At 64.3% G+C, this 22,756-nt stretch carries 26 protein-coding genes; 14 read left to right on the top strand and 12 right to left on the bottom strand.

Features of this window, described 5'->3' with window-relative positions:
• Entirely contained in the window at nt 1-354 is a 354-nt protein-coding gene (locus RFN30_RS22620; RefSeq protein ID WP_320264310.1) for a winged helix-turn-helix transcriptional regulator, read from the bottom strand.
• Between the two features lie 111 nt (nt 355-465).
• Between RFN30_RS22620 and RFN30_RS22615 the strand changes: the two genes are divergently transcribed.
• Nucleotides 466-1,236: a type 1 glutamine amidotransferase domain-containing protein gene (locus tag RFN30_RS22615; RefSeq protein WP_320264309.1), complete on the top strand. Its 771-nt coding sequence runs from the start codon at nt 466-468 to the stop codon at nt 1,234-1,236.
• 115 nt (nt 1,237-1,351) lie between these two features.
• On the opposite strand, the gene RFN30_RS22610 is transcribed toward RFN30_RS22615, so the two are convergent.
• Complete coding sequence (locus RFN30_RS22610; RefSeq protein WP_320264308.1) at nt 1,352-2,686, bottom strand: FAD/NAD(P)-binding protein; 1,335 nt, start codon at nt 2,684-2,686, stop codon at nt 1,352-1,354.
• Nucleotides 2,687-3,390: 704 nt separating this feature from the next.
• Between RFN30_RS22610 and tauA the strand changes: the two genes are divergently transcribed.
• The 5 genes from tauA (at nt 3,391) to RFN30_RS22585 (ending at nt 7,377) form a co-directional block, all read left to right on the top strand.
• Nucleotides 3,391-4,404, top strand: a complete 1,014-nt coding sequence (tauA, locus tag RFN30_RS22605; protein WP_320264307.1) for a taurine ABC transporter substrate-binding protein — start codon at nt 3,391-3,393, stop codon at nt 4,402-4,404.
• 157 nt (nt 4,405-4,561) lie between these two features.
• Nucleotides 4,562-5,335, top strand: coding sequence for a taurine ABC transporter ATP-binding protein (locus RFN30_RS22600; protein ID WP_320264306.1), 774 nt, complete (start codon nt 4,562-4,564; stop codon nt 5,333-5,335).
• A complete protein-coding gene (locus RFN30_RS22595) occupies nt 5,332-6,183 on the top strand; it encodes an ABC transporter permease subunit (protein ID WP_320264305.1) in 852 nt (283 codons plus the stop codon). Before RFN30_RS22600 ends, RFN30_RS22595 begins: the two co-directional genes overlap by 4 nt.
• Nucleotides 6,184-6,203: 20 nt before the next feature.
• A complete protein-coding gene (locus RFN30_RS22590) occupies nt 6,204-6,398 on the top strand; it encodes a hypothetical protein (RefSeq protein ID WP_320264304.1) in 195 nt (64 codons plus the stop codon).
• Nucleotides 6,399-6,447: 49 nt separating this feature from the next.
• Complete coding sequence (locus tag RFN30_RS22585) at nt 6,448-7,377, top strand: TauD/TfdA dioxygenase family protein (protein ID WP_320264303.1); 930 nt, start codon at nt 6,448-6,450, stop codon at nt 7,375-7,377.
• A gap of 284 nt (nt 7,378-7,661) precedes the next feature.
• Here the strand turns inward: RFN30_RS22585 and RFN30_RS22580 are convergent, their stop codons facing one another.
• Nucleotides 7,662-7,847: a hypothetical protein gene (locus tag RFN30_RS22580; RefSeq protein ID WP_320264302.1), complete on the bottom strand. Its 186-nt coding sequence runs from the start codon at nt 7,845-7,847 to the stop codon at nt 7,662-7,664.
• A gap of 307 nt (nt 7,848-8,154) precedes the next feature.
• Between RFN30_RS22580 and RFN30_RS22575 the strand changes: the two genes are divergently transcribed.
• The 3 genes from RFN30_RS22575 to RFN30_RS22565 all read left to right on the top strand — a co-directional run bounded on the left by RFN30_RS22575 (nt 8,155) and on the right by RFN30_RS22565 (nt 10,946).
• Nucleotides 8,155-8,517 carry a septal ring lytic transglycosylase RlpA family protein gene (locus RFN30_RS22575; protein WP_320264301.1) on the top strand — a complete coding sequence of 121 codons (363 nt, stop codon included), beginning with the start codon at nt 8,155-8,157 and terminating at the stop codon, nt 8,515-8,517.
• 281 nt (nt 8,518-8,798) lie between these two features.
• Nucleotides 8,799-10,076, top strand: a complete 1,278-nt coding sequence (locus RFN30_RS22570) for a polyhydroxyalkanoate depolymerase (protein WP_320264300.1) — start codon at nt 8,799-8,801, stop codon at nt 10,074-10,076.
• A gap of 252 nt (nt 10,077-10,328) precedes the next feature.
• Nucleotides 10,329-10,946 (top strand): transglutaminase-like cysteine peptidase, encoded by a 618-nt coding sequence (locus tag RFN30_RS22565; protein ID WP_320264299.1) that lies wholly within the window; start codon nt 10,329-10,331, stop codon nt 10,944-10,946.
• A 246-nt stretch (nt 10,947-11,192) separates the two neighbouring features.
• Here RFN30_RS22565 and RFN30_RS22560 read toward each other — a convergent pair whose 3' ends face one another.
• Genes RFN30_RS22560 through RFN30_RS22545 form a run of 4 tightly spaced genes read right to left on the bottom strand, consistent with a single transcriptional unit; the run spans nt 11,193 to nt 13,937 of the window.
• Nucleotides 11,193-11,570, bottom strand: a complete 378-nt coding sequence (locus tag RFN30_RS22560; protein WP_320264298.1) for a helix-turn-helix domain-containing protein — start codon at nt 11,568-11,570, stop codon at nt 11,193-11,195.
• 10 nt (nt 11,571-11,580) lie between these two features.
• Nucleotides 11,581-12,105, bottom strand: coding sequence for a Smr/MutS family protein (locus RFN30_RS22555; protein ID WP_320264297.1), 525 nt, complete (start codon nt 12,103-12,105; stop codon nt 11,581-11,583).
• A complete protein-coding gene (gene mltA, locus RFN30_RS22550) occupies nt 12,102-13,208 on the bottom strand; it encodes a murein transglycosylase A (protein ID WP_320264296.1) in 1,107 nt (368 codons plus the stop codon). Before mltA ends, RFN30_RS22555 begins: the two co-directional genes overlap by 4 nt.
• Nucleotides 13,209-13,229: 21 nt before the next feature.
• Entirely contained in the window at nt 13,230-13,937 is a 708-nt protein-coding gene (locus tag RFN30_RS22545) for a Tim44/TimA family putative adaptor protein (RefSeq protein WP_320264295.1), read from the bottom strand.
• 203 nt (nt 13,938-14,140) lie between these two features.
• Here RFN30_RS22545 and RFN30_RS22540 point away from each other — a divergent pair, with 203 nt between their 5' ends.
• Entirely contained in the window at nt 14,141-14,638 is a 498-nt protein-coding gene (locus RFN30_RS22540; RefSeq protein WP_320264294.1) for an FxsA family protein, read from the top strand.
• Between the two features lie 168 nt (nt 14,639-14,806).
• Nucleotides 14,807-15,307 (top strand): protein-export chaperone SecB, encoded by a 501-nt coding sequence (secB, locus tag RFN30_RS22535; RefSeq protein WP_059189571.1) that lies wholly within the window; start codon nt 14,807-14,809, stop codon nt 15,305-15,307.
• A 270-nt stretch (nt 15,308-15,577) separates the two neighbouring features.
• On the opposite strand, the gene dnaQ is transcribed toward secB, so the two are convergent.
• The 5 genes from dnaQ to RFN30_RS22510 all read right to left on the bottom strand — a co-directional run bounded on the left by dnaQ (nt 15,578) and on the right by RFN30_RS22510 (nt 19,288).
• On the bottom strand, nt 15,578-16,285 hold the full coding sequence (gene dnaQ, locus RFN30_RS22530; protein WP_320264293.1) for a DNA polymerase III subunit epsilon: 708 nt from the start codon (nt 16,283-16,285) through the stop codon (nt 15,578-15,580).
• Between the two features lie 106 nt (nt 16,286-16,391).
• Nucleotides 16,392-16,982 carry a dephospho-CoA kinase gene (coaE, locus tag RFN30_RS22525; RefSeq protein WP_320264435.1) on the bottom strand — a complete coding sequence of 197 codons (591 nt, stop codon included), beginning with the start codon at nt 16,980-16,982 and terminating at the stop codon, nt 16,392-16,394.
• Nucleotides 16,983-16,998: 16 nt separating this feature from the next.
• On the bottom strand, nt 16,999-17,832 hold the full coding sequence (locus tag RFN30_RS22520; protein WP_320264292.1) for a shikimate dehydrogenase: 834 nt from the start codon (nt 17,830-17,832) through the stop codon (nt 16,999-17,001).
• The gene (locus RFN30_RS22515) at nt 17,825-18,424 is read right to left on the bottom strand and encodes a Maf-like protein (protein ID WP_320264291.1); all 600 of its coding nucleotides are present in this window, start codon (nt 18,422-18,424) and stop codon (nt 17,825-17,827) included. Before RFN30_RS22515 ends, RFN30_RS22520 begins: the two co-directional genes overlap by 8 nt.
• Before the next feature lie 42 nt (nt 18,425-18,466).
• Nucleotides 18,467-19,288 (bottom strand): pyruvate, water dikinase regulatory protein, encoded by an 822-nt coding sequence (locus RFN30_RS22510; protein ID WP_320264290.1) that lies wholly within the window; start codon nt 19,286-19,288, stop codon nt 18,467-18,469.
• Nucleotides 19,289-19,691: 403 nt separating this feature from the next.
• Between RFN30_RS22510 and hemE the strand changes: the two genes are divergently transcribed.
• From hemE to rho, 3 genes are all read left to right on the top strand, one after another.
• Entirely contained in the window at nt 19,692-20,720 is a 1,029-nt protein-coding gene (gene hemE, locus RFN30_RS22505) for a uroporphyrinogen decarboxylase (RefSeq protein ID WP_320264289.1), read from the top strand.
• Nucleotides 20,717-21,271, top strand: a complete 555-nt coding sequence (gene hemJ / locus RFN30_RS22500) for a protoporphyrinogen oxidase HemJ (protein ID WP_320264288.1) — start codon at nt 20,717-20,719, stop codon at nt 21,269-21,271. The genes hemE and hemJ overlap by 4 nt, the downstream gene beginning before the upstream one ends.
• A 166-nt stretch (nt 21,272-21,437) precedes the next feature.
• Nucleotides 21,438-22,703 (top strand): transcription termination factor Rho, encoded by a 1,266-nt coding sequence (gene rho, locus RFN30_RS22495; protein ID WP_320264287.1) that lies wholly within the window; start codon nt 21,438-21,440, stop codon nt 22,701-22,703.
• Nucleotides 22,704-22,756: the final 53 nt, after the last annotated feature.

The raw sequence follows: 22,756 nt of genomic DNA, 5'->3' as shown, positions 1-22,756 counted from the left end.
CTAAGCAGCGGCCTCGATGTCGGTGCGGAAGCGTACACCCTCCGCGCGACCGTGCACGTTGCCCCAGTCGTAGAGCGCCTGCAGCGCGGCGGCCAGATCGCGGCCGCGCTCGGTCACCGCGTAGCGACCCTTGCCGTCCGGCGATGTCTCGAGCGTAACGAAGCCGATCTCGACGAGATCGGACAGGCGCTGCGTCAGCATCTTGTCGGAGAGCGAGGGGATCATACGGCGCAATTCGGAATAGCGCAGGGGCCGCTCCTTGATTCGCGCCAGGATCACTGTCTTCCACTTGCCGCCGAGCGCGTCGAGCGCGAACTCGACCGGGCAGCCATAGAGTCTACCGCGTTGGGTCATGTGTCGATCGTAGGTAGGGCACCGCCGCAACGGAAGCGAAATCTGCCCCGCCATGTGGCCAGATTGCAGTGTCCGGCTTTCTCGGCAAAAGATTCATGAGGGAGAGCGAAGATGAGTGTACGGGACCCCAATCCGGTCAATGCGCGAGAGCCCAGGCGCGTGGCGATCGTCATAGCAAATCCGGCCGTCTCGACCACGACCGGATGGCCCGTCGGCTTCTGGTGGAGCGAGCTGACCCATCCCTGGTTCGCCTTCACCGAGCGCGGCTATCAGGTCGAGATCTTTTCGCCCGATGGCGGCAAGTGCGAGGCCGATGCGCTGAGCGACCCACGCGATCCATCCGGCTATTCGGAAACCGACCTCATCTCGCTCGGCTTCATTTCGAGCCCCAAGTTGGTGGCCCTGGTGGACAACACAAGGCCGGTGTCGGAGATCGATGTCGAGCGCTTCGACGCCATCGTCGTTGCCGGCGGCCAGTCGCCGATGTTCACCTATGAAGGGGCGACCGGGCTGCAGCGGACATTCGTCGCCTTCCACGAAGCAGGCAAGGTGGCGGCCGCGCTCTGCCATGGTACCGCGATCCTGCGCTATGCCAGGCGCGCGGACGGATCGCTGCTTGTCGAGGGCAAGACGGTGACCGGCTTTGCCAATATCGAGGAGGATTTTGCCGACAACGCCACCTGGGAGATGGGCGCGCTTGAGCGTGGCGAGCATCTGATGCCGTGGCGCATCGAGGACGAGCTCAAGGCGATCGGCGCCAATTATGTCCAGGCCGGATTGTGGCGCTGCTTTGCCGTGCGCGACGGCAACCTGATCACCGGACAGCAGAATTTTTCCGGCGCCGAAACCGCGCGGGTCGTTTGCGAGGCGCTCGGCGGCTGAAGGCCGGACTGCAATCTAGGCCTTTCCAGGAAAAGTGTGAGCGATTTTCCGTCCGGAATTGCGCAAAAACAAAGAGATAGGGCGTTTCGCCGTTTCCGTGAAACGGTGAAACGCCCTAGCCAAACAACTGCTTGGCCAGCCGCGCGCACTGGACGCGGATATCGGGAATGGCGTCGATCTCGAAGAAGGTGCCGCGCGTCAGCGGGCCGACGGCGAGGAGTTTTGACGACACCGTGCCGTCGGCCGCGATCAGCTCGCATCTGGCGGTGACGTCGAGGCCGAGGCGCAGCGGGTCCGGGCGCGCCAGACCGCGCTCGACCAGCGAGCGCACGAGGCTGTTCGACGTCTTCGAGATGTCGCGGGCAATGCCCATGCAGTCATAGATGCGGGCGACCTCGAGCGTTTCGAGCGCCTGCGTGCCGCGCTGCTGGATCGTGACGGTGAAGCCCGGCTCGACGTCCACGACGCGGCCGGCGACGAGGCGGATGCGGCCCGAGCCGACCGCTTCGGTGACGCGCTCATAGACTTCCGGCGCCATGCGGTGGCGATGGATGTCCCACCAGGCCTTGGTGTGCTCGACAAAGCGGCGTTTCGCCGAGGACGGCCAGTTCTGCCAGATTTTCTGGTTGAAGGGCCTCAGGCCGTCGACGACGTCGCGCCAGTCGCCGCCGGCCTTCTGGTTCTCGCGGATCAGGTTGCGGAACCAGCCGACGAAATAGGAAAGCTGGGTGCCGAGCGGAATGTCGGCGACGTCGAGCTTGATCGGGTTGCCCTTGCGGTGCGGCGAGGGCAGCAGGCCGCGCCGCGACACGGCTATGATCTCGCCGCGATGGCCGCGCTGCTCGAGTGACAGAAAGGCATCGACCATGCTCAAACCCGTGCCGAGCACCAGGACCGGAGCTTGCGGGTCGAGCGCGGTGTCGGCCTCCGAACCCATGCGGATGGCGCGGCCCTGGAAGGCGCCCGGCTGCTCGTCATGGCCGGTGGCTAAAACGGCGAGATGGCCGACGACGCTGGTGCCGTTGGCCAAGGCCACCTCGACGCCCGACGGGGTCGGCGAGATCGACAGGCTCTCCTCGCGGATCAGCCGCAAGCGGCCGCTCTCGCGCTCGCGCTCCTCGAGATCGTCGAGCAGTTCCTTCAGATAGCGGGCATAAAGGCTGCGCGGCGCGTAGAACGGCCCCTGGCCCGGCTGAGCGAGGCCGCGCTCCAGCACCCAGCGCGCGAAGTTGTCCGGATCGTCGGCATAGGCGCTCATGCCGGAGGCTTTGACGTTCAGCACATGGGCGGAGAGCAGCGTCGAATAGGCCATGCCCTGGCCGAAATGCGGGCGCTTCTCGATCAGCGTGACGCGGAGGTCCGGATTGGACGATTTCAAGAGATGCGCGGCCAGCACGACGCCGCTGGCACCGCCGCCGACAATGATGATGGAGTTGCCGCGTCCAACCATGGCTGAAATTCAGGAGCTATCGAGGGGCCGCGTCGAGCCTAGGCGGCCAGCGCCGGCCGCCGTGAGGCAGCCGTCAGGCTGGTGTCGCGAACGACTGGCGGTATGCGGTTCAGGTGGTCGCGCATCGTTCTCTCTCCCTAATGTCGATAAGATTACTATACTAACCCGTTCGCACACGGAACCTCGTTTCAATTCCGCCGCTATCTGGGGTACGGATTTACCCGGGGAAGGTGACAGGAGGATTTTCGTTCGTTGGGTCCTTCAGACGCGGCGCCTGAGATTCGAGGCTGCAGTGCAGAAATCCAAAACCGCCGGCGGGACAGCACCCCCCTCTGGCCTGCCGGCCATCTCCCCCGCAAGGGGGGAGATCGGATGTCACCTTGGCTTTCGCCAATCGCCAACGCTGGAGGAAGTGCGCCGGCGACCGAGCTGCCAATCTCCCCCCTTGCGGGGGAGATGTCCGGCAGGACAGAGGGGGGTGGGAAGAAACGCGGCGCTTCAGAATCGTTCTGAACGGGCTTGGCCACCCATCATGGCGCCTGGCGAACCCATCCGCGACCGTCCTTTTGCGCCCTCGCAACCAATATCCGGCGACTTTTTTCCACCAAGCCGGGCGCAGATGGAAGGATTTAACTCTACAAACCCGATAGAATTAACCGACGATAGAAAGGCAATCCAGTTTTGTCAGGGTTAGGGAGCCTTTCATGTCAACCATTTCACGACGCATTCTGCTTCTGTCGTCCGCCGCGCTCGCGGGCGCCGCCTATCTCGGCCCGGCCGCGGCGGAGGATCTCAAGATCACCATCGGCTACCAGACGGTGGTCGAGCCTTCGAAAGTGCCGCAGGCCGACGGCGTCTACGAGAAAGCGACCAAGGCGGCGATCGACTGGCGCAAATTCGATTCCGGCGCCGACGTCATCGCGGCGATCGCTTCCGGCTCGGTCGATATCGGCTATGTCGGCTCGAGCCCGCTGGCCGCCGCCGCAAGCCGCGAGCTGCCGATCCAGACCATCTTCGTCGTCGGGCTGATCGGCCCGTCGGAGGCGCTGGTCGCCCGCAACGGCGCCGGCATCGAGAAGGTCGCCGACCTTGCCGGCAAGAAGGTGGCCGTGCCTTTCGTGTCGACCACGCATTACAGCCTGCTCGCGGCGCTGAAGCATGAAGGCGTCGATCCGAAGTCGGTCCAGATCCTCAACCTCAGGCCGCCGGAAATCGCCGCCGCCTTCGCGCGCGGCGACATCGACGCGGCCTATGTCTGGGATCCGGCGCTCGGCCAGATCAAGACATCCGGCAAGGTGGTGCTCGATTCCGCACAAGTGGCGGCCTGGGGCGCGCCGACCTTCGACGCCTGGATCGTGCGCACCGACTTCGCCGACAAGCACCCGGAGGCGGTGCGCGACTTCGTCAAGGTGACCGGCAAGGCCTATGCCCAATACCTGGCCAAGCCCAAGGCCTGGTCGGTGTCCTCGCCGGAAGCCGGCAAGATCGCCAAGCTGACCGGCGCCAAGCTGGAAGAGGTGCCGGAACTGCTCAAGGGCTATGTCTTCCCGACGCTCGACGAGCAGGCCTCGGACAAGTTCCTCGGCGGCGCCACGGTCAAGGCGATCGCGGCGACGTCCGCCTTCCTCAAGGAGCAGGGCAAGATCGACGCCGTGCTGCCCGACTACTCGAAATACGTGACGACCAGATATGCCAGCGAGGCGCTCGCCTCGAACTGAGCTTTTCTCCATGCAATTCCGGAAGGAAGACCGCCTTTCCCGGAATTGCTCAACAAGCGCGGCCCCTCTTCCCTGGCCTTGCGCTTGCCTGTCCCGGGACCGCTTACGAGGAGCGGACTCGGGGCAGGCCCCTGGTTTGACGGAGGCCTGGATCCCGATGATGCATCTCGCCCTCGACAAGGTCAGCGTCCACTATGACGGCCAGCCGGAACCGGCGGTCGAATGCGTGTCGATCGATATCGGCAAGGGCGACTTCGTCGTGCTGGTCGGCCGCTCGGGCTGCGGCAAGACCTCGCTGCTCAACGTTGCCGCCGGGCTGGTGAAGCCAGCGCGCGGCCGGGCCACGATCGGCGGCCGGCCGATCACCGCGCCCGGACCGGACCGCGCCGTGGTCTTCCAGAACGATGCGCTCTTTCCCTGGCTGACCGCGCGTGAGAACGTCGCCTTCGCGCTCCGGCTGCGCGGCGTGCCTGCGGACAAACGGGCGCGGCGCGCCGACGAATTGCTGTCGCTGGTCAAGCTCAACGGTGCCGGCGACAAGCACATCTGGGAGCTTTCCGGCGGCATGCGGCAACGCGTCGGCCTGGCGCGCGCATTGGCCGCTGAACCCGAATTCCTGCTCCTCGACGAGCCGCTCGGCGCCCTCGACGCACTGACGCGCGAACGCATGCAGACGACGCTGCTCGATCTGTGGTCGGCGGCACAAGTCGGCGTGCTGATGGTGACGCACGGCATCGAGGAAGCGCTGGTGCTCGCCACCAGGATCGTGGTGCTGGCGCCGGGACCCGGCCATGTGGTGCGCAGTTTCGACACCCATTTCGGCCGACGCTATGCCGCGGGCGAACCGATCCGCGCGATCAAGGCCGATCCGGCCTTTGCCGCCGCCCGCGCGGAGCTGACGGATGCGATCTTCGAGGGAGAAGCTGCATGAGCATCGGCAGCTACACGGAGCGGCCTGGTGCAAAGGTCGGTGAGACGTCGGTGCCGTGGTCGCGGCCGTGTCGCAAGCAGACGGGCGTTTCGGCCCGCCTGATCAGCGCCCTCACCATTCTCGCCCTGTTGGCGGCATGGACGGTGTCGGCCGAACTGCAGCTGGTGTCACCGGTCTTCCTGCCCTCGCCCGCCGCCGTCTGGGCGAAGTTCGTCGTGGTCGCCCGCGACGGGTTCGTCGATGCGACGCTGCTTCAGCACGTCACCGCCAGTCTAGGCCGTGTGTTCGCGGCCCTTGTCGTGGCGATCGTCGTCGGCGTTCCGGTCGGGCTCGCCATCGGCATCAGCCGGATCGGGCGCGGCGTCTTCGATCCGCTGCTCGAATTCCTGCGGCCGATCCCGCCGCTCGCCTATTTGCCGCTGATCGTCATCTGGTTCGGCATCGGCGAGCCGTCGAAGGTCCTGGTGATTGCCATTGCCATGCTGGCGCCGGTGGCGCTGTCGACAGCCGCCGGCGTGCGCGGCGTCTCGCACGAACGCATCGACGCGGCGCGTTCGCTGGGTGCGACGCGCAGGCAGGTCGTGCGCCACGTCGTGCTGCCCAGCGCCTTGCCCTCGATCCTGACCGGCCTGCGCATCGGGCTCGGCGCCGGCTGGTCGACGCTGGTGGCGGCCGAACTGGTGGCGGCGACGCGCGGGCTCGGCTTCATGATCCAGTCGGCGGCGCAGTTCCTGGTCACCGACGTGGTGGTGATGGGCATCCTGGTGATCGCGACCATCGCCTTCGCGCTGGAGTTCGTCATCCGCAGGGTCGAGCGGGCGCTGGTTCCCTGGGCGGGCAAGGATTGAGCGAAACAAGGAGAATGACGATGACGCATTCCACCGCGGTGCTTTTCGCCCAGGTCGGCAACTGGCTGCTTGTGAGACCAAAAGAAACAGAAACACCGGAGCAGTCGCAAGGCGAACCAAGATCGCCGGCGCCGGTGCGGCTGGACGCCGAGCGCGACCGCCTGCCGCCGCGCGACGAGAGTTTCTACTGGGCCTGGCAGTACTGGTCGCAGTGATCAGCCCCCATAGACCTGTCCTTCCCCAACGAGCAACGAGGAGATGCCCATGAGCAACCTAGCCGCCGTCGACCAGATCATTCCGCCAACCGATGTCATTCCGCTGACCGCCCGTGTGGGAGCGGAAATCAGGGGCATCCGCCTCGGCGGAAGCCTGCCTGACGCCACCATCGCGGCGGTCAATCAGCTGCTTCTGAAGCACAAGGTCGTCTTCTTCCGCGGTCAGGACCATCTCGACGATTCCGAGCATGAACTGTTCGCGCGGCGCCTGGGCGATCTCGTGCCGCATCCCACGCAGGGTCCGGTGGCGGGCACGGCCTCGATCCTCAATCTGGATTCCAGCCGCGGCGGAGGCCGCGCCGACCAATGGCACACGGACGTGACCTTCGTGGATGCCTATCCGAAATTCTCCGTCCTTCGCGGCGTCGTCATCCCCGCGGCCGGCGGCGATACGATCTGGTCCAACACGCATGCCGCCTATGAAAGCCTGCCGGCGCCGTTGAAACTGCTGGCGGACAATCTCTGGGCCATTCACAGCAATGCCTATGACTACGCCGCGGTGCGGCCTCGCGCCAGCGCCGAGGAAAGGAAGCATTTCGAGGAGGTCTTCACCTCGACCGTCTACGAAACCGAGCACCCCGTGGTGCGCGTGCATCCCGAAACCGGGGAGCGGTCGCTGCTTTTGGGCAACTTCGTGCAGCGCTTCGTCGGCCTGTCGAAGAGCGACTCGGCAAAGCTCTATGAGCTGTTCCAGAGTTACGTGACCACGCCCGAGAACACCGTGCGGTGGCGCTGGCAGGCCGGCGACGTCGCGATCTGGGACAATCGGGCCACCCAGCACTATGCGGTGAACGACTATGGCGACCAGCAGCGGATCGTGCGCCGCGCCACCGTCGACGGCGACGTGCCGGTGAGCGTCGACGGACGCCGCAGCGTGACCCACGTCAAGACGGCCAAGCCGGCGGCGAAGGCTGCGTGAAGGAAGGCGGCGCGCCGTTCGTCCTTTGACACGCCGGCGGGACAGCACCCCCCTCTGCCCTGCCGGGCATCTCCGCCGCAAGGGGGAGATTGGCGGTTTCCGCGCCCCGCTCATTCTGCAACGTTGGAGATTGGCGAAACCCGACGTGACGGCTGATCTCCCCCCTTGCGGGGGAGATGGCCGGCAGGCCAGAGGGGGGTGCGAAGGAACACTACAGATCTCACCTTTGTACCGCGCATTCCTCGATCAGGTCAGGGCGGCGCGTCGTCTCGCGATGCTGCCCCTCAGATGCGCGAGCGGTTCGCCCAGCGGAGGCCGAGCAGGCCGACCAGCACGGTGACGAGCCCGATGTAGAGCCATTGCCTCTGGCCGGTCATGAAGCTGCCCGGGACCAGCCCGAGACCCTGCAGCGACCACAGCACGCCGATCGCCAGCACGAGCAGCGCCAGCAAATTCCTGATCAGTCGCATCAGCGAGATCCCCCCGGATAGTCGATCCTCAACTTGAATGCATGCGCAATAAAAGAGTGGAAGGAAGCGAAGCAATCGCTCCCTCTTCTACTTGCGGGCTGACCGCCGCTCCTACTCAGGACTTCCTGCAAATCAGCGCGGTCTTCACAAAGAATACGCCCACGCATGCCGGAAATGTCATGACAAACTGTTTCGCGGCGACTCCAAACGTGTGCATTTGCCATGGAACCGCCAGATGGTTGCCGCATTTCCCGCCTCATTCGGCACATACGGCGGGTTGTCTATAAACGGAGCCCACCCCTAAAAGATGAAGAAAACCAACCGCACCGCGCTTGTCGCGGTAACGGTCGCGGCTGGCCTGATGGCTGGCGCCTCGACCGCCTCCTCGGCCGCCGCGCAATGCGGACGAGCCTCCTGGTATGCGCTGCATTCGAGAACCGCGTCCGGCGAGCGCATGAACCCCGCCGCGCTGACCGCAGCCCACCGCAGCTTGCCGTTCGGCACCAAGCTCAAGGTCACCAACAAGAACAACGGCCGCAGCGTCGTCGTGCGCATCAACGATCGCGGACCTTTCGTCAGAGGCCGCGTGCTCGACCTCTCCCGCGGCGCCGCCAACCAGCTCGGCTTCATCGGCTCGGGCCATACCGCTGTCTGCATGGCGCGCGTCTGAGGTATTTTCTCGGACCATGACCTTTTCCGAACCGCTGGTTCGGGATCATGGTCTGAGTGTCCGGCGAGAGGGCCGGACACATTTCCTACACATTGCGGCACCGCACATTGAGCCGGCTCTACCGCCAGAGGCGAATTATCAACAGTTTGGACCAAAGACGCATTCGTCAGACAAAATGACGTATTGCATCGCAACAATATCTTGTTAACCTCCCTGCGAGACATTCAAGGCTCGGCGCTGCTCGTCGGCCCTTTGGTCGTCAGGCAGCAGCGGGGTTCCCGATGTTCTACCAGCTCTACGAATTCAACCATGCGGCGCTGCAGCCGGCCCGCCTCTATGCCGACGCGGTGCGGCTCTTCTACTCGAACCCGCTCAATCCGATCTCGCATACGCCGCTCGGCCGCTCGGTCGCGGCGACCGCAGAACTCTTCGAGCGCACGACGCGCCGCTACGGCAAGCCGCAATTCGGCCTGACCAAGACCGTGGTCGACTGGAAGAGCGTCGATGTGACGGAAAAAACCGTCTGGGCGAGGCCGTTCTGCAATCTCGTCCGCTTCGAGCGCTCGCTGCCGGCGGGCCGCAAACCGGACCCGAAGCTTCTAATCGTGGCGCCGATGTCCGGCCACTACGCGACGCTGCTGCGGGGCACGGTCGAGGCGATGCTTCCCCACGCCGACGTGCACATCACCGACTGGGTCGACGCCCGCATGGTGCCGCTGTCGCAGGGCAGCTTCGATCTCGACGACTATATCGACTACATCATCGAGATGTTCCATGCGCTGGGCCCCGACACGCATGTCATGGGAGTCTGCCAGCCCTCGGTGCCGGTGCTGGCGGCGGTGGCGCTGATGGAAGAGCGCGGCGATCCCTTCGTGCCGTCGACCATGACGCTGATGGGCGGCCCGATCGACACCCGCCGCAACCCGACCGCGGTCAATCTGCTCGCCGAGGAAAAGGGCATCGACTGGTTCCGCGACAATGTCATCATGAACGCCCCCTGGCCGGTGCCGGGCTTCGGCCGCGAGGTCTATCCCGGCTTCCTGCAGCTTTCGGGCTTCATGAGCATGAACCTCGACCGTCACATCATCGCCCACAAGGACTTCTTCATGCACCTTGTGAAAAACGACGGCGACAGCGCCGAGAAGCACCGCGACTTCTACGATGAATATCTCGCCGTGATGGACCTGACGGCGGAGTTCTACCTGCAGACCGTCGACACGGTGTTCGTGCGCCACGCTTTGCCGAAGGGCGAGATGACGCATCGCGGCGAGGCCGTCGATCCCAAGGAAATCCGCAACGTCGCCCTGTTCACCGTCGAGGGCGAGAACGACGACATTTCCGGCCTCGGCCAGACCCAGGCCGCGCATGACCTTTGCGTCAACATCCCGTCCGACCGGCAGGCACACTACATGCAACCGGCCGTCGGCCATTACGGCGTCTTCAACGGCTCGCGGTTCCGCTCGGAGATCGTGCCGCGCATCGTCGACTTCATCACCAGCTATGGCCGCCAGACCCGGGTGGCCGCGAAGCCGAAGCTGGTCCGTTCCGCCAAGGGCTGAGCAAAGGCGAGCCTGCCCCTGCCTGCCGGAAGCGCTTGGCGCTTTCGTTTGGAAGTTGCGTAAAAACAACTAGTTAGCACGGGGCAGCGGCGGGCGGCCTCCGGCATTCGCCGACGCCGCTGTTGCGAAAGTGCCGCTGTCGGGATCGCGCGGGTAACCATGCCTTCAAACTAGCCGTTGTCTCTAATTGACACGGACTGTAAATCGCCTTTAACGTTTCGTTAATAAAAGAACAGGGCGGACCGGGGGACAATGACTTCCTCACCGATGGCGCGGATGCTGCGTTTGTGTGCAGTCGCAGGGCTGGCGATCTCGGCCCATTGGGCGGTGCCGGCATGGGCGGCGGGCGCCATGACCACCGGCGGCCTGACCTCGCAGCCGATCGGACACTATGATTTCTGCAAGACGCATCCGAGCGAATGCAACATTCGCCCGGCCAATCTCGCGCCGGCCAAGTTGACCGATGGGCTGTGGCGCCGGCTGAGCAGCATCACCGCCAGGGTCAACGCCGCCGTCAAGCCGATGAGCGATCTCGACAATTACGGCAAGGACGAGGTCTGGACCTATCCGGACAACGGCTTTGGCGATTGCGAGGACTATGTGCTGGAGAAGCGGCGCCAGCTCTACCGCATGGGCATGTCGCTCGCCGATCTCCTGATCACCGTCGTGCGCAAGCCGGACGGCGAAGGCCATTCCGTGCTGACGGTGCGCACCGACAAGGGCGACTACATCCTCGACAATTTGACCGACAAGGTCAAAGCCTGGGATGAGACCGGCTACCGCTATCTCAAGCGCCAGGCGATCGACAACACCGGCCGCTGGGTCTCGATCCGCGATGGCCAGCCGGTGCTGGTCGGCTCGGTGCAGTAGGCAGAGGCAGCGCAGCCGCGCAAAGCGGCTTCATCCTACGTCTCCAGATATCGCAGGTCGGCGCTGCCCCTCATTGCCCTGCCGGGCATTTCTCCCCGTAAACGGGGAGAAAGAGGCTGGCCGCTATGCCGGTGCCCTTCCTACAACGTTGGCAATTGGCGAAATCTTCGGCGCGAGCGTCCTTCTCCCCGTTCTACGGGGAGAAGATGGCGGCAGTCAGATGAGGGGCAGCGCCGGCGTTGCCAATTACCGCTTACCGCCCGCGCCGCCGAGGGCCGAACGGACCGATGCGGTGATCTTCCGCAATTCCGCCTCGTCCAGCTTCTCGATGCTCTCGGCCAGAAGATTGGCGAGCTCTGTCGCGGCCGGCGACAGGCCGGAGGTGTCGATCCTGACCCTCGGATGCGAGGTTTCGGCGAGGCGGGCGAGGTCCTCGGCGTCGTCCCAGATGATGTTGAAATAGCCGATGATCTTCTGGATCAGCGTCCAGGTCGGGGCGCCGCGCCGGCCATGCTCGAGCGCCGACAGATAGGCGGCGCTGACGCCGATGGCTTGAGCCATCGCCTTCTGGCTGACGCCGCGCTCGGCGCGCAGCGCGCGCAGCCTTTCACCGAAAGGGGTCATGACCGCATCCTCATGACCGCGTTCGCCTCAGCCGCACGTAGAGCGCGCCCGAGCCGCCATGGTTGCGGGCGGCGTGGTCGTGGCTGGAGACCAGGTGCCGGAAAGCCGGGGTCGACAGCCAGTGCGGCACCGAGCGCCGCAGGATGCCGTCGCCGCCGGAGGACGAGCCTTTGCCGGTGATGACCAGCACATAGCGGACGCCGCCGACATGGGCGCGGTGCAGGAAGGTGAGCAGCAGCGAATAGGCCTCGTCCTGCGTCATGCCGTGCAGGTCGACGCGGCCCTCGATCGGCAGCCTGCCTTTTTTCAGCTTGTCGAGCGTCTGGTCGTCCAGCGCATGCGAGACGTGCTGCGGCTTCGGCTTCGCGGCTGTGGCCGCAACGCCGTTGGCCGGCGCGGGCGCCGGCGCCGGCTTCGGCTCGACGATGTCGGGAATCTCGACCGCGGCCTTGCCTTTCAACGGCCGCGTCGTCTTCGCCACCAGGTTCCAGAGGATGCGGTCGTCCTCGCTGAGCGTGTCGTCGCGGCGGGTCACGCGCCCCTCCTCTCGACCAGCCCGCGCGGGACCAGCGCGTAGAAATCGGCGGCGTTGCGCACGACGCCGGCAATCTCACCGGCGGCGTCGCCGGATCCCGCGAAGAGATCGCCGCGCGCCGGACCGGTGATGGCCGAGCCGGTGTCCTGCGCGATCATCAGCCGCCGGAACGGTTTTTGGTCGAAGGCCGTAAGCGTCGGCGCGTCGATGTAGAAAGGCGTGCCGAATGTGTGCAGCAGCCGGTCAACGGCGACGGAGCGGCCTGGCGTCAGCGGCACCTTGGCTGCGGCGATGGGGCCGAGCGCCGGATCGTCGACCGGCGCCTCGCGGAAGAAAATGTAGGAGCGGTTCTGCCAGAGGATCTCGTCGTCCCGATCGGGATGCGCCTTGAACCAGGCGCGGATCGACTGCATCGTCACTTTTTCCAGCGGGATCTCGCCGAGCTCGCTCAGGATCCTGCCCGGACCGGTGAAGCGCTGGCCGGATTTGGCGGCATAGGTGACGCGGCAGAGCCTGCCGTCGGTCATCTTCAGCCTGGCCGCCCCCTGCACATGGATGAAGAAGGCGTCGACCTTGTCGGCGAGCCAGGCAATCTCGAGGTTCCGCGCGGCGAGGGCGCCGCGCTCGATTGCGCCGCGGTCGAAATATTCGGCCGGGCCTGCCGGCATATCGCGCGCGAAGGCAAGATAGGGATCCATGCCGGCAGGGCGGTTTTTATCGTCGATGTCGATCAGGTCGGCCGGGCGGGAAAGCAGCGGCACCGTGAACCGCTCAGACCTGACCGGCGAAGCCTCGACCTCCGGCTCGTAGAAGCCGGTGACGAGGCCGGCGCCGTTGTTTTCGGGCGTCACCAGCGCCGGTACGAAATGGCGCTCGAAGAACGACCGCGCCTCGGACAGATTCGCCGGCGAAACGGAGCGCGCCTCGGCATAGGCCCCGGCAAAGGCGTCGAAATCAACGCCGAGCGAACCAGTGCGATAAGGCTTGGTCGGTACGTAGAGAGCGGAACGTTTGAACGCCGTGAAGGCGTCGAGGTGATCGTCCTCGCCCCAACCCGGCAGGTCGCCGAAGGATTTTTCACTGAATGGAGGAGAGAGCGGCACGACTGGCCCCGCCGCTTTATCTCAGTCTTCTTCTTCCGTGGCGACCAGCTTCCAGTTCGGATCCCGCGACCGGGTATCGCGGAAGAAGGTCCAGACGTCCTTGACCTCGGCGACTTTCTCGGGATCGCCGTCGATGACGGCGCCGACCTTGTCGCGGGTCGCCGAAATCAGCTCGCTGACGATGCGCAGCGTGATATGCGCCTCGGTGCCCTTCATCTCGGCGGCGACGACATCGACCTTGTCGATGCCGACGAAGGAAGACTGGATCTTTTCCGATTTCGCCTCGCGCTCGCCGATCGCAGCGACGAAGCTGTCATAGACCTCGCGCGACAACAGGTTCTTCAGCGTCTTGCGGTCGCCGTCGGCAAAGGCCATGACGATCATCTCGTAGGCCATCTTGGCGCCGTCGACGAAGGTCTTGGGGTCGAAGGACGGGTCGTTGTCCTTGATCGTGCGCAGGCCCTTGTTGAGATCGCTGTCCGGCTTGGCGAAGGCGTCAATCGCGGCATAGGTCTCGGCCGCCGTTTCACCCGGCATGCGCTTGCGCGGCAGCGACACCACATTCTCGGATTTCTGCGCTGCGTCCTGCTCGCGCGTGCGGCTTGCCGAATAGGGATCGAAGGGCGGGCGTTCGTTTCCGGTACGACGTCCAAGCACGTTGCGCAGCTGGAAGAAGATCACAACCGCCGCAATCAAGAAGAAAATCGTGCCAAAGTCGAAGAAACCCATATCTTCCGCCAATTCGATCCCTGTCCTGGCCGGACCACCAGACCCCCTAGGATGGCGGCGGTCGCATAGCGTTCACTACCCAAAGCATATAGAACGGCGGGCGCAATCATTCAAATCAAAGCCAGCCATACCTATCTAAAGGCCCCAGTGCCAGCGGCGATTGTCGCCGAGGCCTGCAAAAGAAGAAAGCGATCGGTCAAGACTTGCGACTTTCACTCTTCCCGCTGTTCCTGCTCCTGCTGCCGCTTCTGGAGATCGCGGGCTTCGTCATCGTCGGCCGCGAAGTGGGCGCTTTGGCGACGGTCGGGCTCGTCATCCTCTCCACCATTGCCGGCAGCCTGCTGCTCAGACATCAGGGTTTTGGCGTCATGGCGCGGGTGCGGGCGGAAATGGATGCCGGGCGCGACCCAAGCCGCCAGCTTGCGCATGGCGCGATGATCGTGCTGGCGGCGATCCTGCTCATCATTCCAGGCTTCATCACTGACATTGTCGCCATCCTGCTCCTCCTGCCGCCGGTGCGCGATCTCGCCTGGCGGCTGCTCAAGAACCGCATCGTGATGGCGACGAGCTTCAGCAGCGGCTTTTCGGCCCGCCGGCGCGACAAGGTCATCGATCTCGACGACAGCGACTATTCGCGTGAGGACGACTTCAAGCGCGGGCCGGATCACAACTCCCCCTGGCGGCGACTGAAAGACGACTAGTTCTTTTCAAGATTCGCTCGAATTCGCGTCTGATGCGCGTCGTTGCGCCGGAACCCGCCGCGCAATTTGGAGCGGCGTGCAAAACTTGTCATGTCCTGCCGAGCATGGTAGCGAACCCCCGATTTCAATCCGGTCAGCAATGCTGCCCAGGCAAAAGGACTAAGGCTCATGGCCAGCAATGATGATGCCGCGGCAGGCGCCGCCAACGGCAACGGCAACCAGGCACAGCCCTCGCTCAACGTGCTCGCCCAGTATGTGAAGGACCTGTCCTTCGAAAGCCCCGGCGCGCCGAACTCGCTGCGCGGCCGCGACAAGGCCCCGGGCATCGCCATCAATGTCAACGTCAACGCCAACCCGCTCTCGGACAAGCAGTTCGACGTCAACCTGACCTTGAATGCCAAGGCTTCCTTCGACCAGGAAGTGCTGTTCAACGTCGAACTGGTCTATGGCGGCGTCTTCGCCATCAGCGGCTTCCCGCAGGAGCACATGCTGCCGATCCTGTTCATCGAATGCCCGCGGCTGCTTTTCCCCTTCGCCCGCCAGATCATCGCCGACGCCACCCGCAACGGCGGCTTCCCGCCGCTGATGCTCGACCCGATCGATTTCGCGCAGATGTTCCAGCAGCGCATCGCTGAGGACCAGGCCGCGAGCAAGGTCCAGGTGAGCTGAGAAGGCTCTGCCGCATCCCTATCAGAAGCCCGGCCTCGCGCCGGGCTTTTTTGTTGGCGACGCTGGCGGGACAGCGCCCCCCTCTGGCCTGCCGGCCATCTCCCCCACAAGGGGGGAGATCAGATGTCGCCTCAGCTTTCGCCAATTTACAACGTTGAGGGGCGGGCGAGGCGCCGAAACTGCCAATCTCCCCCCTTGGGGGCCCTTGGGGGGAGATGCCCGGCAGGGCAGAGGGGGGGCGCGAAGGATCGCTGCCTGTCCGGTTATCCGTTAACCCGCGGCCGTCACCTTCAGCCACAGCGCCTTTTCACCCAGCGTCGCGACCAGCCCGGCATGCGCCGAGCGATCCGCTTCGGTCAGGCGCGGCGGCAGGGCGATCGGCCTTGCGCCGATACTGATGTCGATGTCGGCCACCTCGCCGTTGCCGTTCATCTGCACGGCCACGGTCTCGAGGACCAGCGCCGCCTGCTTGCCGCCGATGAGCTCGATATAGACCTCGGCCAGCAATTCGGAGTCGAGAAGCGCGCCGTGCTTGGTGCGGCGGGTGTTGTCGATCCCGTAGCGGCGGCAGAGCGCGTCCAGCGAATTCGGGCCCATCGGATGCTTGCGGCGCGCCAGCGCCAGCGTGTCGACGATGCGGCCGGGATCGATGGCCGGATGGTCTAGCCGGCTGAATTCGAGGTTGAGGAAGCCGATATCGAAAGTGGCGTTGTGGGCGATCAGCTTGGCGCCGTCGGTGAAGGCCAGCCACTCCTCGACGACTTCGGCAAAGGTCGGCTTGCCCACCAGGTCGGTGGCGCTGATGCCGTGCACGGCCTGCGCCTCGGCGTGGATCGCCCGCCCCTGCGGATTGATGAATTTATGGAAGGTGCGTCCGGTCGGGAAGCGGTTGACCAACTCGACGCCGCCGAGCTCGATGATGCGGTCGTCGCGCAAATCGAGGCCGGTGGTTTCCGTATCGAAGATGATCTCACGCATTCGAATCAGTCCGCTGCAAAGAGCAGAATCACAAACCGGAACAAAATGGCAATATGGACTGCTGACAGGTGGCGTCAGGAAGCGTCCTTGCCGGACTTATCCCCCGTCAATTCTTGGCTGTCGTCAATTCGCTGACGATGGCTGCGACCGCCGCACGCGCGGCATCGAAACCCTGGCCGGTGTCGACGATGAAATCCGCCTGACGGCGCTTCTCGGCGTCCGGCACCTGCTTGGCGAGGATCGAGGCGAATTTTTCTTCGCTCATGCCTGGCCGCTCCAGCACACGGGCGCGCTGGATCTCCGCCGGCGCGGTGACGACCACGACCTTGTCGACGCGGTTGCGGCCGCCGGTCTCGAACAGCAGCGGGATGTCGAGCACGGCAAGCGGCGCGCCGGCGGCACGATGCCTGGCAAGAAATGCATCGGCGTCCGCGCGCACCAGCGGATGAATGATCGCCTCCAGCCTCTTCAGCGCGGCAGCATCGCCCAGCACTTTCCCGGCCAGCCTGGCGCGATCGACCACGCCCGCTTTCGTCGTGCCGGGAAAGGCCGCTTCGACCAGAGGCGCTGCCTTGCCGGAATAGAGGCGATGCACGGTTTCGTCCGAATCATGCACCGGCACGCCGGCCTCGGCGAACATCTTTGCCGTGGTCGACTTGCCCATGCCGATCGATCCGGTGAGGCCGAGCACGATCATGTCGCCGCCCGCCATCTCAATGGGCTTCGATATCGGCGACGATCATGCGCCGCAATTCCGGCGTCACTTCCGGCCGCTTGCCGAACCAGCGCTCGAAACCGGGCACCGCCTGGTGCAGCAGCATGCCCAGCCCATCGACCGTCTTCAGGCCACGCGCCCTGGCGGCCGCGAGCAGCGGTGTTTCCAGCGGCACATAGACGATGTCGGTGACGATGGCATGGCCGGGCAGACCCGCCGGATCAGCGGCGAGCGCCTCGTTGCCATGCATGCCGAGCGCGGTGGTGTTGATGAGCAAGCCGGCATCGGCGAGCAGCTCGGCGACCGCGCCGACGCCATACGCGGAAACCCCGGCGCCGAACCGGTCGGCAAGTTCCTGCGCCCTCGCCAGCGTGCGGTTGACGATGCGGATATCTTTCACGCCGCGCTGCTTCAGCGCGTGGATGACCGCGCGGGACGCGCCGCCTGCGCCCAACACCACAGCCGGGCCGTTCGCCGCCCAGCCAGGGGCGTGTTCGTCGAGATTGCCGGCAAAGCCGAGACCGTCCGTGTTGCCGCCCCACAGCACACCCTCTTCCAGCCAGAGCGTGTTGACCGCGCCAATCGCATCCGCCGCCTCGTCGCGGCGCTCGACCAAAGCGAAGGCCGCTTCCTTGTGCGGGGTCGTGACGTTGCCGCCGCGATAACCGTTCTCGCCCAGCGATTTCAGGAACACCGGGAAATCCTCCGGCCGAACGTCGATCGCCTCATAGCTGCCGTCGATGCCGTATTTCGCCAGCCAGTGGCCGTGGATCTTCGGCGAGCGCGAATGCGCGATCGGATGGCCGGTGACGAAGGCTTTCTTCTCAGCCATCGATAGCTCCCAGCGCGCGCAGTTCCTCGAGCAGCGGCAACAGCGGCAGGCCGACGATCGTGAAATAATCGCCCTCGATCTTTTCGAAGAGCTGGATGCCTTCGCCCTCGATCTGATAGGCGCCGACGCTTGCCAGAGCCTTGGCGCCGACCCGCGCCAGGTGCCGGCCGATGAAGGCCGGGTCGAGCTTGCGCATGGTCAGGCCGGCGATGCCGACATAGCGCCACAGCACCTCGCCGTCGCGGCAGAGCACGGCGGCGCTGTTCAGCTGATGGGTCTTGCCCGACAAAGCCAGGAGATGCCTTCGCGCGCCTTCCATGTCGGCCGGCTTGTGGAAGATTTCATCGCCCAGCGACAGCGTCTGGTCGCAGCCAAGCACCAGCGCGCCCGGCCTGCGCTCGCTGACCTCGGTCGCCTTGGCTTCGGCCAGGATCGAGGCGACATCCTCGGGAGACACACCGCTATCCTGCAAGGGCGCCTCGAGCGCGCGCTCGTCGACGTCTGCCGGAACAGCCTCGATGTCGAGCCCGGCATCGACGAGCATCGCCTTGCGGAACGGGCTGCCCGAAGCGAGGATGATTTTCTCGGCCATGATCTGTCGCGCTCTCGCGTCCCGGTTTATCGACGCAACGCGTTATCTCGTCTTTCCCCGCAGGGCAACGATGGCGGCCGCCGTTTCCTCGATCGAACGCCGGCTGACGTCGATCATCGGCCAGCCATGCCTGGTGCAGAGCTGGCGCGCATAGGCGAGCTCCTCGTTGATCGCGGCGCGGTCGATATAGTCGGTCGGCACATAGGCGCTGGTGTTGCCGAGGATGCGGTTTTGCCTGACATGCGATATGCGCTCGGCCGTGGCGACGAGGCCGACGATCAGCGGTGTCTTCGCGGCGATCAGGCTTTCCGGCAGCGGCACGCCGAGCACGATCGGAATGTTGGCGGTCTTGATGCCGCGGTTGGCGAGATAGATGCTGGTCGGTGTCTTCGAGGTGCGCGAAATGCCGATCAACACGATGTCGGCATCCTCCATATTGGCCGGCAGCTGGCCGTCGTCATGCTCCATGGTGAAATTCAGCGCATCGATGCGGCGGAAATATTCGGCGTCGAGCACATGCTGGGCGCCGACGCGGCGGCCGGCGGGCGTGCCGAGATAGGACTGGAAGACGGCAAGCACCGGCTCCAGCACCGAAACGCAAGGCAGGCCCATGGCGGCGCAGCGCTCGTCGATGCTGCGCGCCAGTTTCTGGTCGACGACCGTATAGAGGATGATGCCCGGCTCCTCCTCGATATCCTCGAAGACCTTGGCGACCTGCTTTTCCGTGCGGATCAGCGGATAGATATGCTCGATGGCTCGCGCGTCCTTGTATTGGGCCGACGCCGCACGGCCGGCCGCCAGCAGCGTCTCGCCGGTGGCGTCGGAAATCAGATGCAAATGGAAGAAGCTCTGGGGTTTGTTCACAAGGGTTGGTTCCAGGCTGTGGGCTATTGTGGACAAGGTCGGACAAAAACATCGCGCCGGCGGGAGCGACTGTATCAGATGGCACCTTGTCCACAATTCGCCCCGCTGTAGGCTTTGTCGCGGCGCTGGGGACAAAACCGGGGATCAACTTTTCTTGGGCCGCGTCGTCCACAGTACGGAATTCGAAACAGAGATGCCAAGCCGCTGACTCTAAAGCTTGAATCAGGTTCTTCCCCAGATCCCTCCAATTTGCGAATGAGGCCGCGCGACAATATGCTGACTGGCCTTTTCGAGCGGCAGACGGGACAGGTCGCAACCACCACAACCAACAGACTCTTAGAATCAGAAGACTCCTTTAAAATAGATATTTGATTTAATGGCACCCTGGAGAGGCAAGCGCTGGATGGCTGGGAAACGGATCATGCTGGACGTCCTCAAGGGCGAGACGGTTTCACCGCCGCCGCTCTGGATGATGCGCCAGGCCGGCCGCTATCTGCCGGAATATCGCGAGACCCGGAAGCGGGCCGGTTCCTTTCTCGACCTCTGCTACGATCCTGATCTTGCCGTTGAAGTGACGCTGCAGCCGATCGAGCGCTTCGGCTTCGACGCCTCGATCTTGTTCTCCGACATTCTCGTTGTGCCCAATGCGCTGGGCCGGGAAGTCCGCTTCGAAGAGGGGCAAGGGCCGATCCTGAAGCCGATTGCGGCGGCCGAGATCCCGGCGCTCAACGGCGAAACGTTTCACGTGAATCTCGAACCGGTCTACGAGACGGTCCGCCGGCTGCGCGCGAAGCTGCCGGATCAAACGACATTGATCGGCTTCTGCGGCGCGCCTTGGACGGTCGCGACCTATATGATTGCCGGCCACGGCACGCCGGACCAGGGACCGGCGCGGCTTTTCGCCTATCGCGAGCCGGAGGCCTTCGCCCGGCTCCTGAAGATACTGGCCGACCACTCGGCCGCCTATCTCATCCGCCAGATCGAGGCCGGCGCCGATGTGGTGCAGATTTTCGATTCCTGGTCGGGCGTGCTCGACGAGCCTTCCTTCGAGGCGTTCTGCGTCGAGCCCGTTGCCGAGATCGTCAGCCAGGTGAAGGCGGCGCACCCGGATATCCCGGTGATCGGGTTTCCGAAGGGCGCCGGCGAGCGCTATCGCGATTACAGGAAGAAGACGGGCATTACCGGGCTCGGGCTCGACTGGACCGTGCCGCTGTCGATGGCGAAGGAATTGCAGGGCGAAGGCGCGGTGCAGGGCAATCTCGATCCGGTTCGCCTGGTCGCCGGCGGCAAGGCATTGGCCGACGGTGTCGATGCCATCCTTCGCACGCTGGGCGACGGGCCGCTGATCTTCAACCTCGGCCATGGCATTACGCCGGAAACGCCGGTGGCGCATGTCGAGGCCATGGTGAAAATGGTGAGGGGCCACCGATGACCGACGACCGCAACAAGAATAGTGCGGGCAACGAGAACAGTACCGGCCAGGCGATGAAGCGCATGGTGATCGGCATTGCCGTTCTCGTCGTGCTGACGGCGCTACTCTATTTCGTAGCGCCGGACAGTTTCTACCCCTGGGCGAAGGCGATCCACGTCATAGCCGTCATCTCCTGGATGGCCGGCATGCTCTATCTGCCGCGGCTCTTCGTCTATCACGTCGATGCCGAGAAAGGCTCCGTGCAGTCCGAGACTTTCAAGGTGATGGAGCGCCGGCTGCTGCGGGGGATCATCAATCCGGCGATGATCGTCACCTGGGTGCTCGGGCTTTGGCTGGCCTGGAAGGGCTTCGCTTTTCAGGGCGGTTGGCTGCACGCCAAGATCGCGGCTGTGCTTCTGCTTTCGGGGCTTCACGGCTATCTCGCCGGCGCGGTGCGGAAATTCGCCGAGGACAAGAACGAAAAGCCGGCGAGGCACTGGCGGATCGTCAACGAGATCCCCACATTGCTTATGATCGTCATCGTCATCCTGGTCATTGTGAAGCCCTTCTGAGGCTCGAACGACCCCGCAAAAGGCGGCTTGCTCTTTCAGGCGACCGACGATAAAAGACGGGTCTTCCTTCCCGTCATGCGCCGCCCCTTTCTCGCTTTCGGCCGCGCCCGGCATTTGTCGCATACCAGCCGATATTTCTCCCCAAAGCCTGCCCAGAGTCTATCTAATGCAAGAAATGAAACTCACCGAGTTCAAGAACAAGAAGCCGCCGGAGCTGATCGCTTACGCCGAATCGCTCGAGGTGGAGAACGCCAGCGTCATGCGCAAGCAGGAGCTGATGTTTGCGATCCTGAAGAAGCTCGCCACCCAGGATGTCGAGATCATCGGCGATGGCGTGGTGGAGGTGCTGCAGGACGGTTTCGGCTTCCTGCGCTCGGCCAACGCCAACTACCTGCCCGGCCCCGACGACATCTATATTTCGCCCTCGCAAATACGGCGCTTTTCGCTGAAGACCGGGGATACGGTCGAAGGGCCGATCCGCAGCCCCAAGGAGGGCGAGCGCTATTTCGCGCTGCTCAAGGTCAACACCATCAATTTCGACGACCCGGAGAAGATCCGCCACAAGATCCACTTCGACAATTTGACGCCGCTCTATCCGACTTCGCGGCTGAAGATGGAGGTCGAGAATCCTACCAGCAAGGACATCTCGCCCCGCGTGATCGACTTGGTGGCACCGATCGGCAAGGGACAGCGCGCGCTGATCAACGCTCAGCCGCGCACCGGTAAGACGGTGCTTTTGCAGAACATCGCGCACTCGATCACTGCCAATCATCCCGAATGCTACCTGATCGTGCTTCTTATCGATGAGCGTCCGGAAGAAGTGACCGACATGCAGCGCTCGGTTAAGGGCGAAGTGATTTCCTCGACCTTCGACGAGCCGGCGGCGCGCCATGTGCAGGTCGCCGAAATGGTGATCGAGAAGGCCAAGCGCCTCGTCGAGCATGGGCGCGACGTCGTCATCCTGCTCGATTCCATCACGCGCCTCGGCCGCGCCTACAACACCGTGGTGCCGTCATCCGGCAAGGTGTTGACCGGCGGTGTCGACGCCAACGCGCTGCAGCGCCCAAAGCGTTTCTTCGGCGCCGCCCGCAACATCGAGGAAGGCGGGTCGCTCACCATCATCGCCACCGCGCTGATCGACACCGGCAGCCGCATGGACGAAGTCATCTTCGAAGAGTTCAAGGGCACCGGCAACTGCGAAATCCAGCTCGACCGCAAGGTAGCCGACAAGCGCATCTACCCGGCGATCGACATTCTGAAGTCCGGTACCCGCAAGGAAGACCTGCTGGTGCCGCGTTCGGACCTGCAGAAGATCTTCGTGCTGCGCCGGATTCTCGCGCCGATGGGAACGACCGACGCGATCGAGTTCCTCATCGACAAGCTCAAGCAGACCAAGACCAACACCGATTTCTTCGATTCGATGAACACGTGATTGGAGGATAGAGCCACTCTACGCTTCGTCATTCTAGGGCGGAGCAAGGAGCG

This window comes from Mesorhizobium dulcispinae, assembly GCF_033977345.1.
Classification (GTDB): domain Bacteria; phylum Pseudomonadota; class Alphaproteobacteria; order Rhizobiales; family Rhizobiaceae; genus Mesorhizobium; species Mesorhizobium dulcispinae.
The sequence above is the reverse complement of the archived record's forward strand: the minus strand, read 5'-3'. Positions and strand labels throughout refer to the sequence as shown.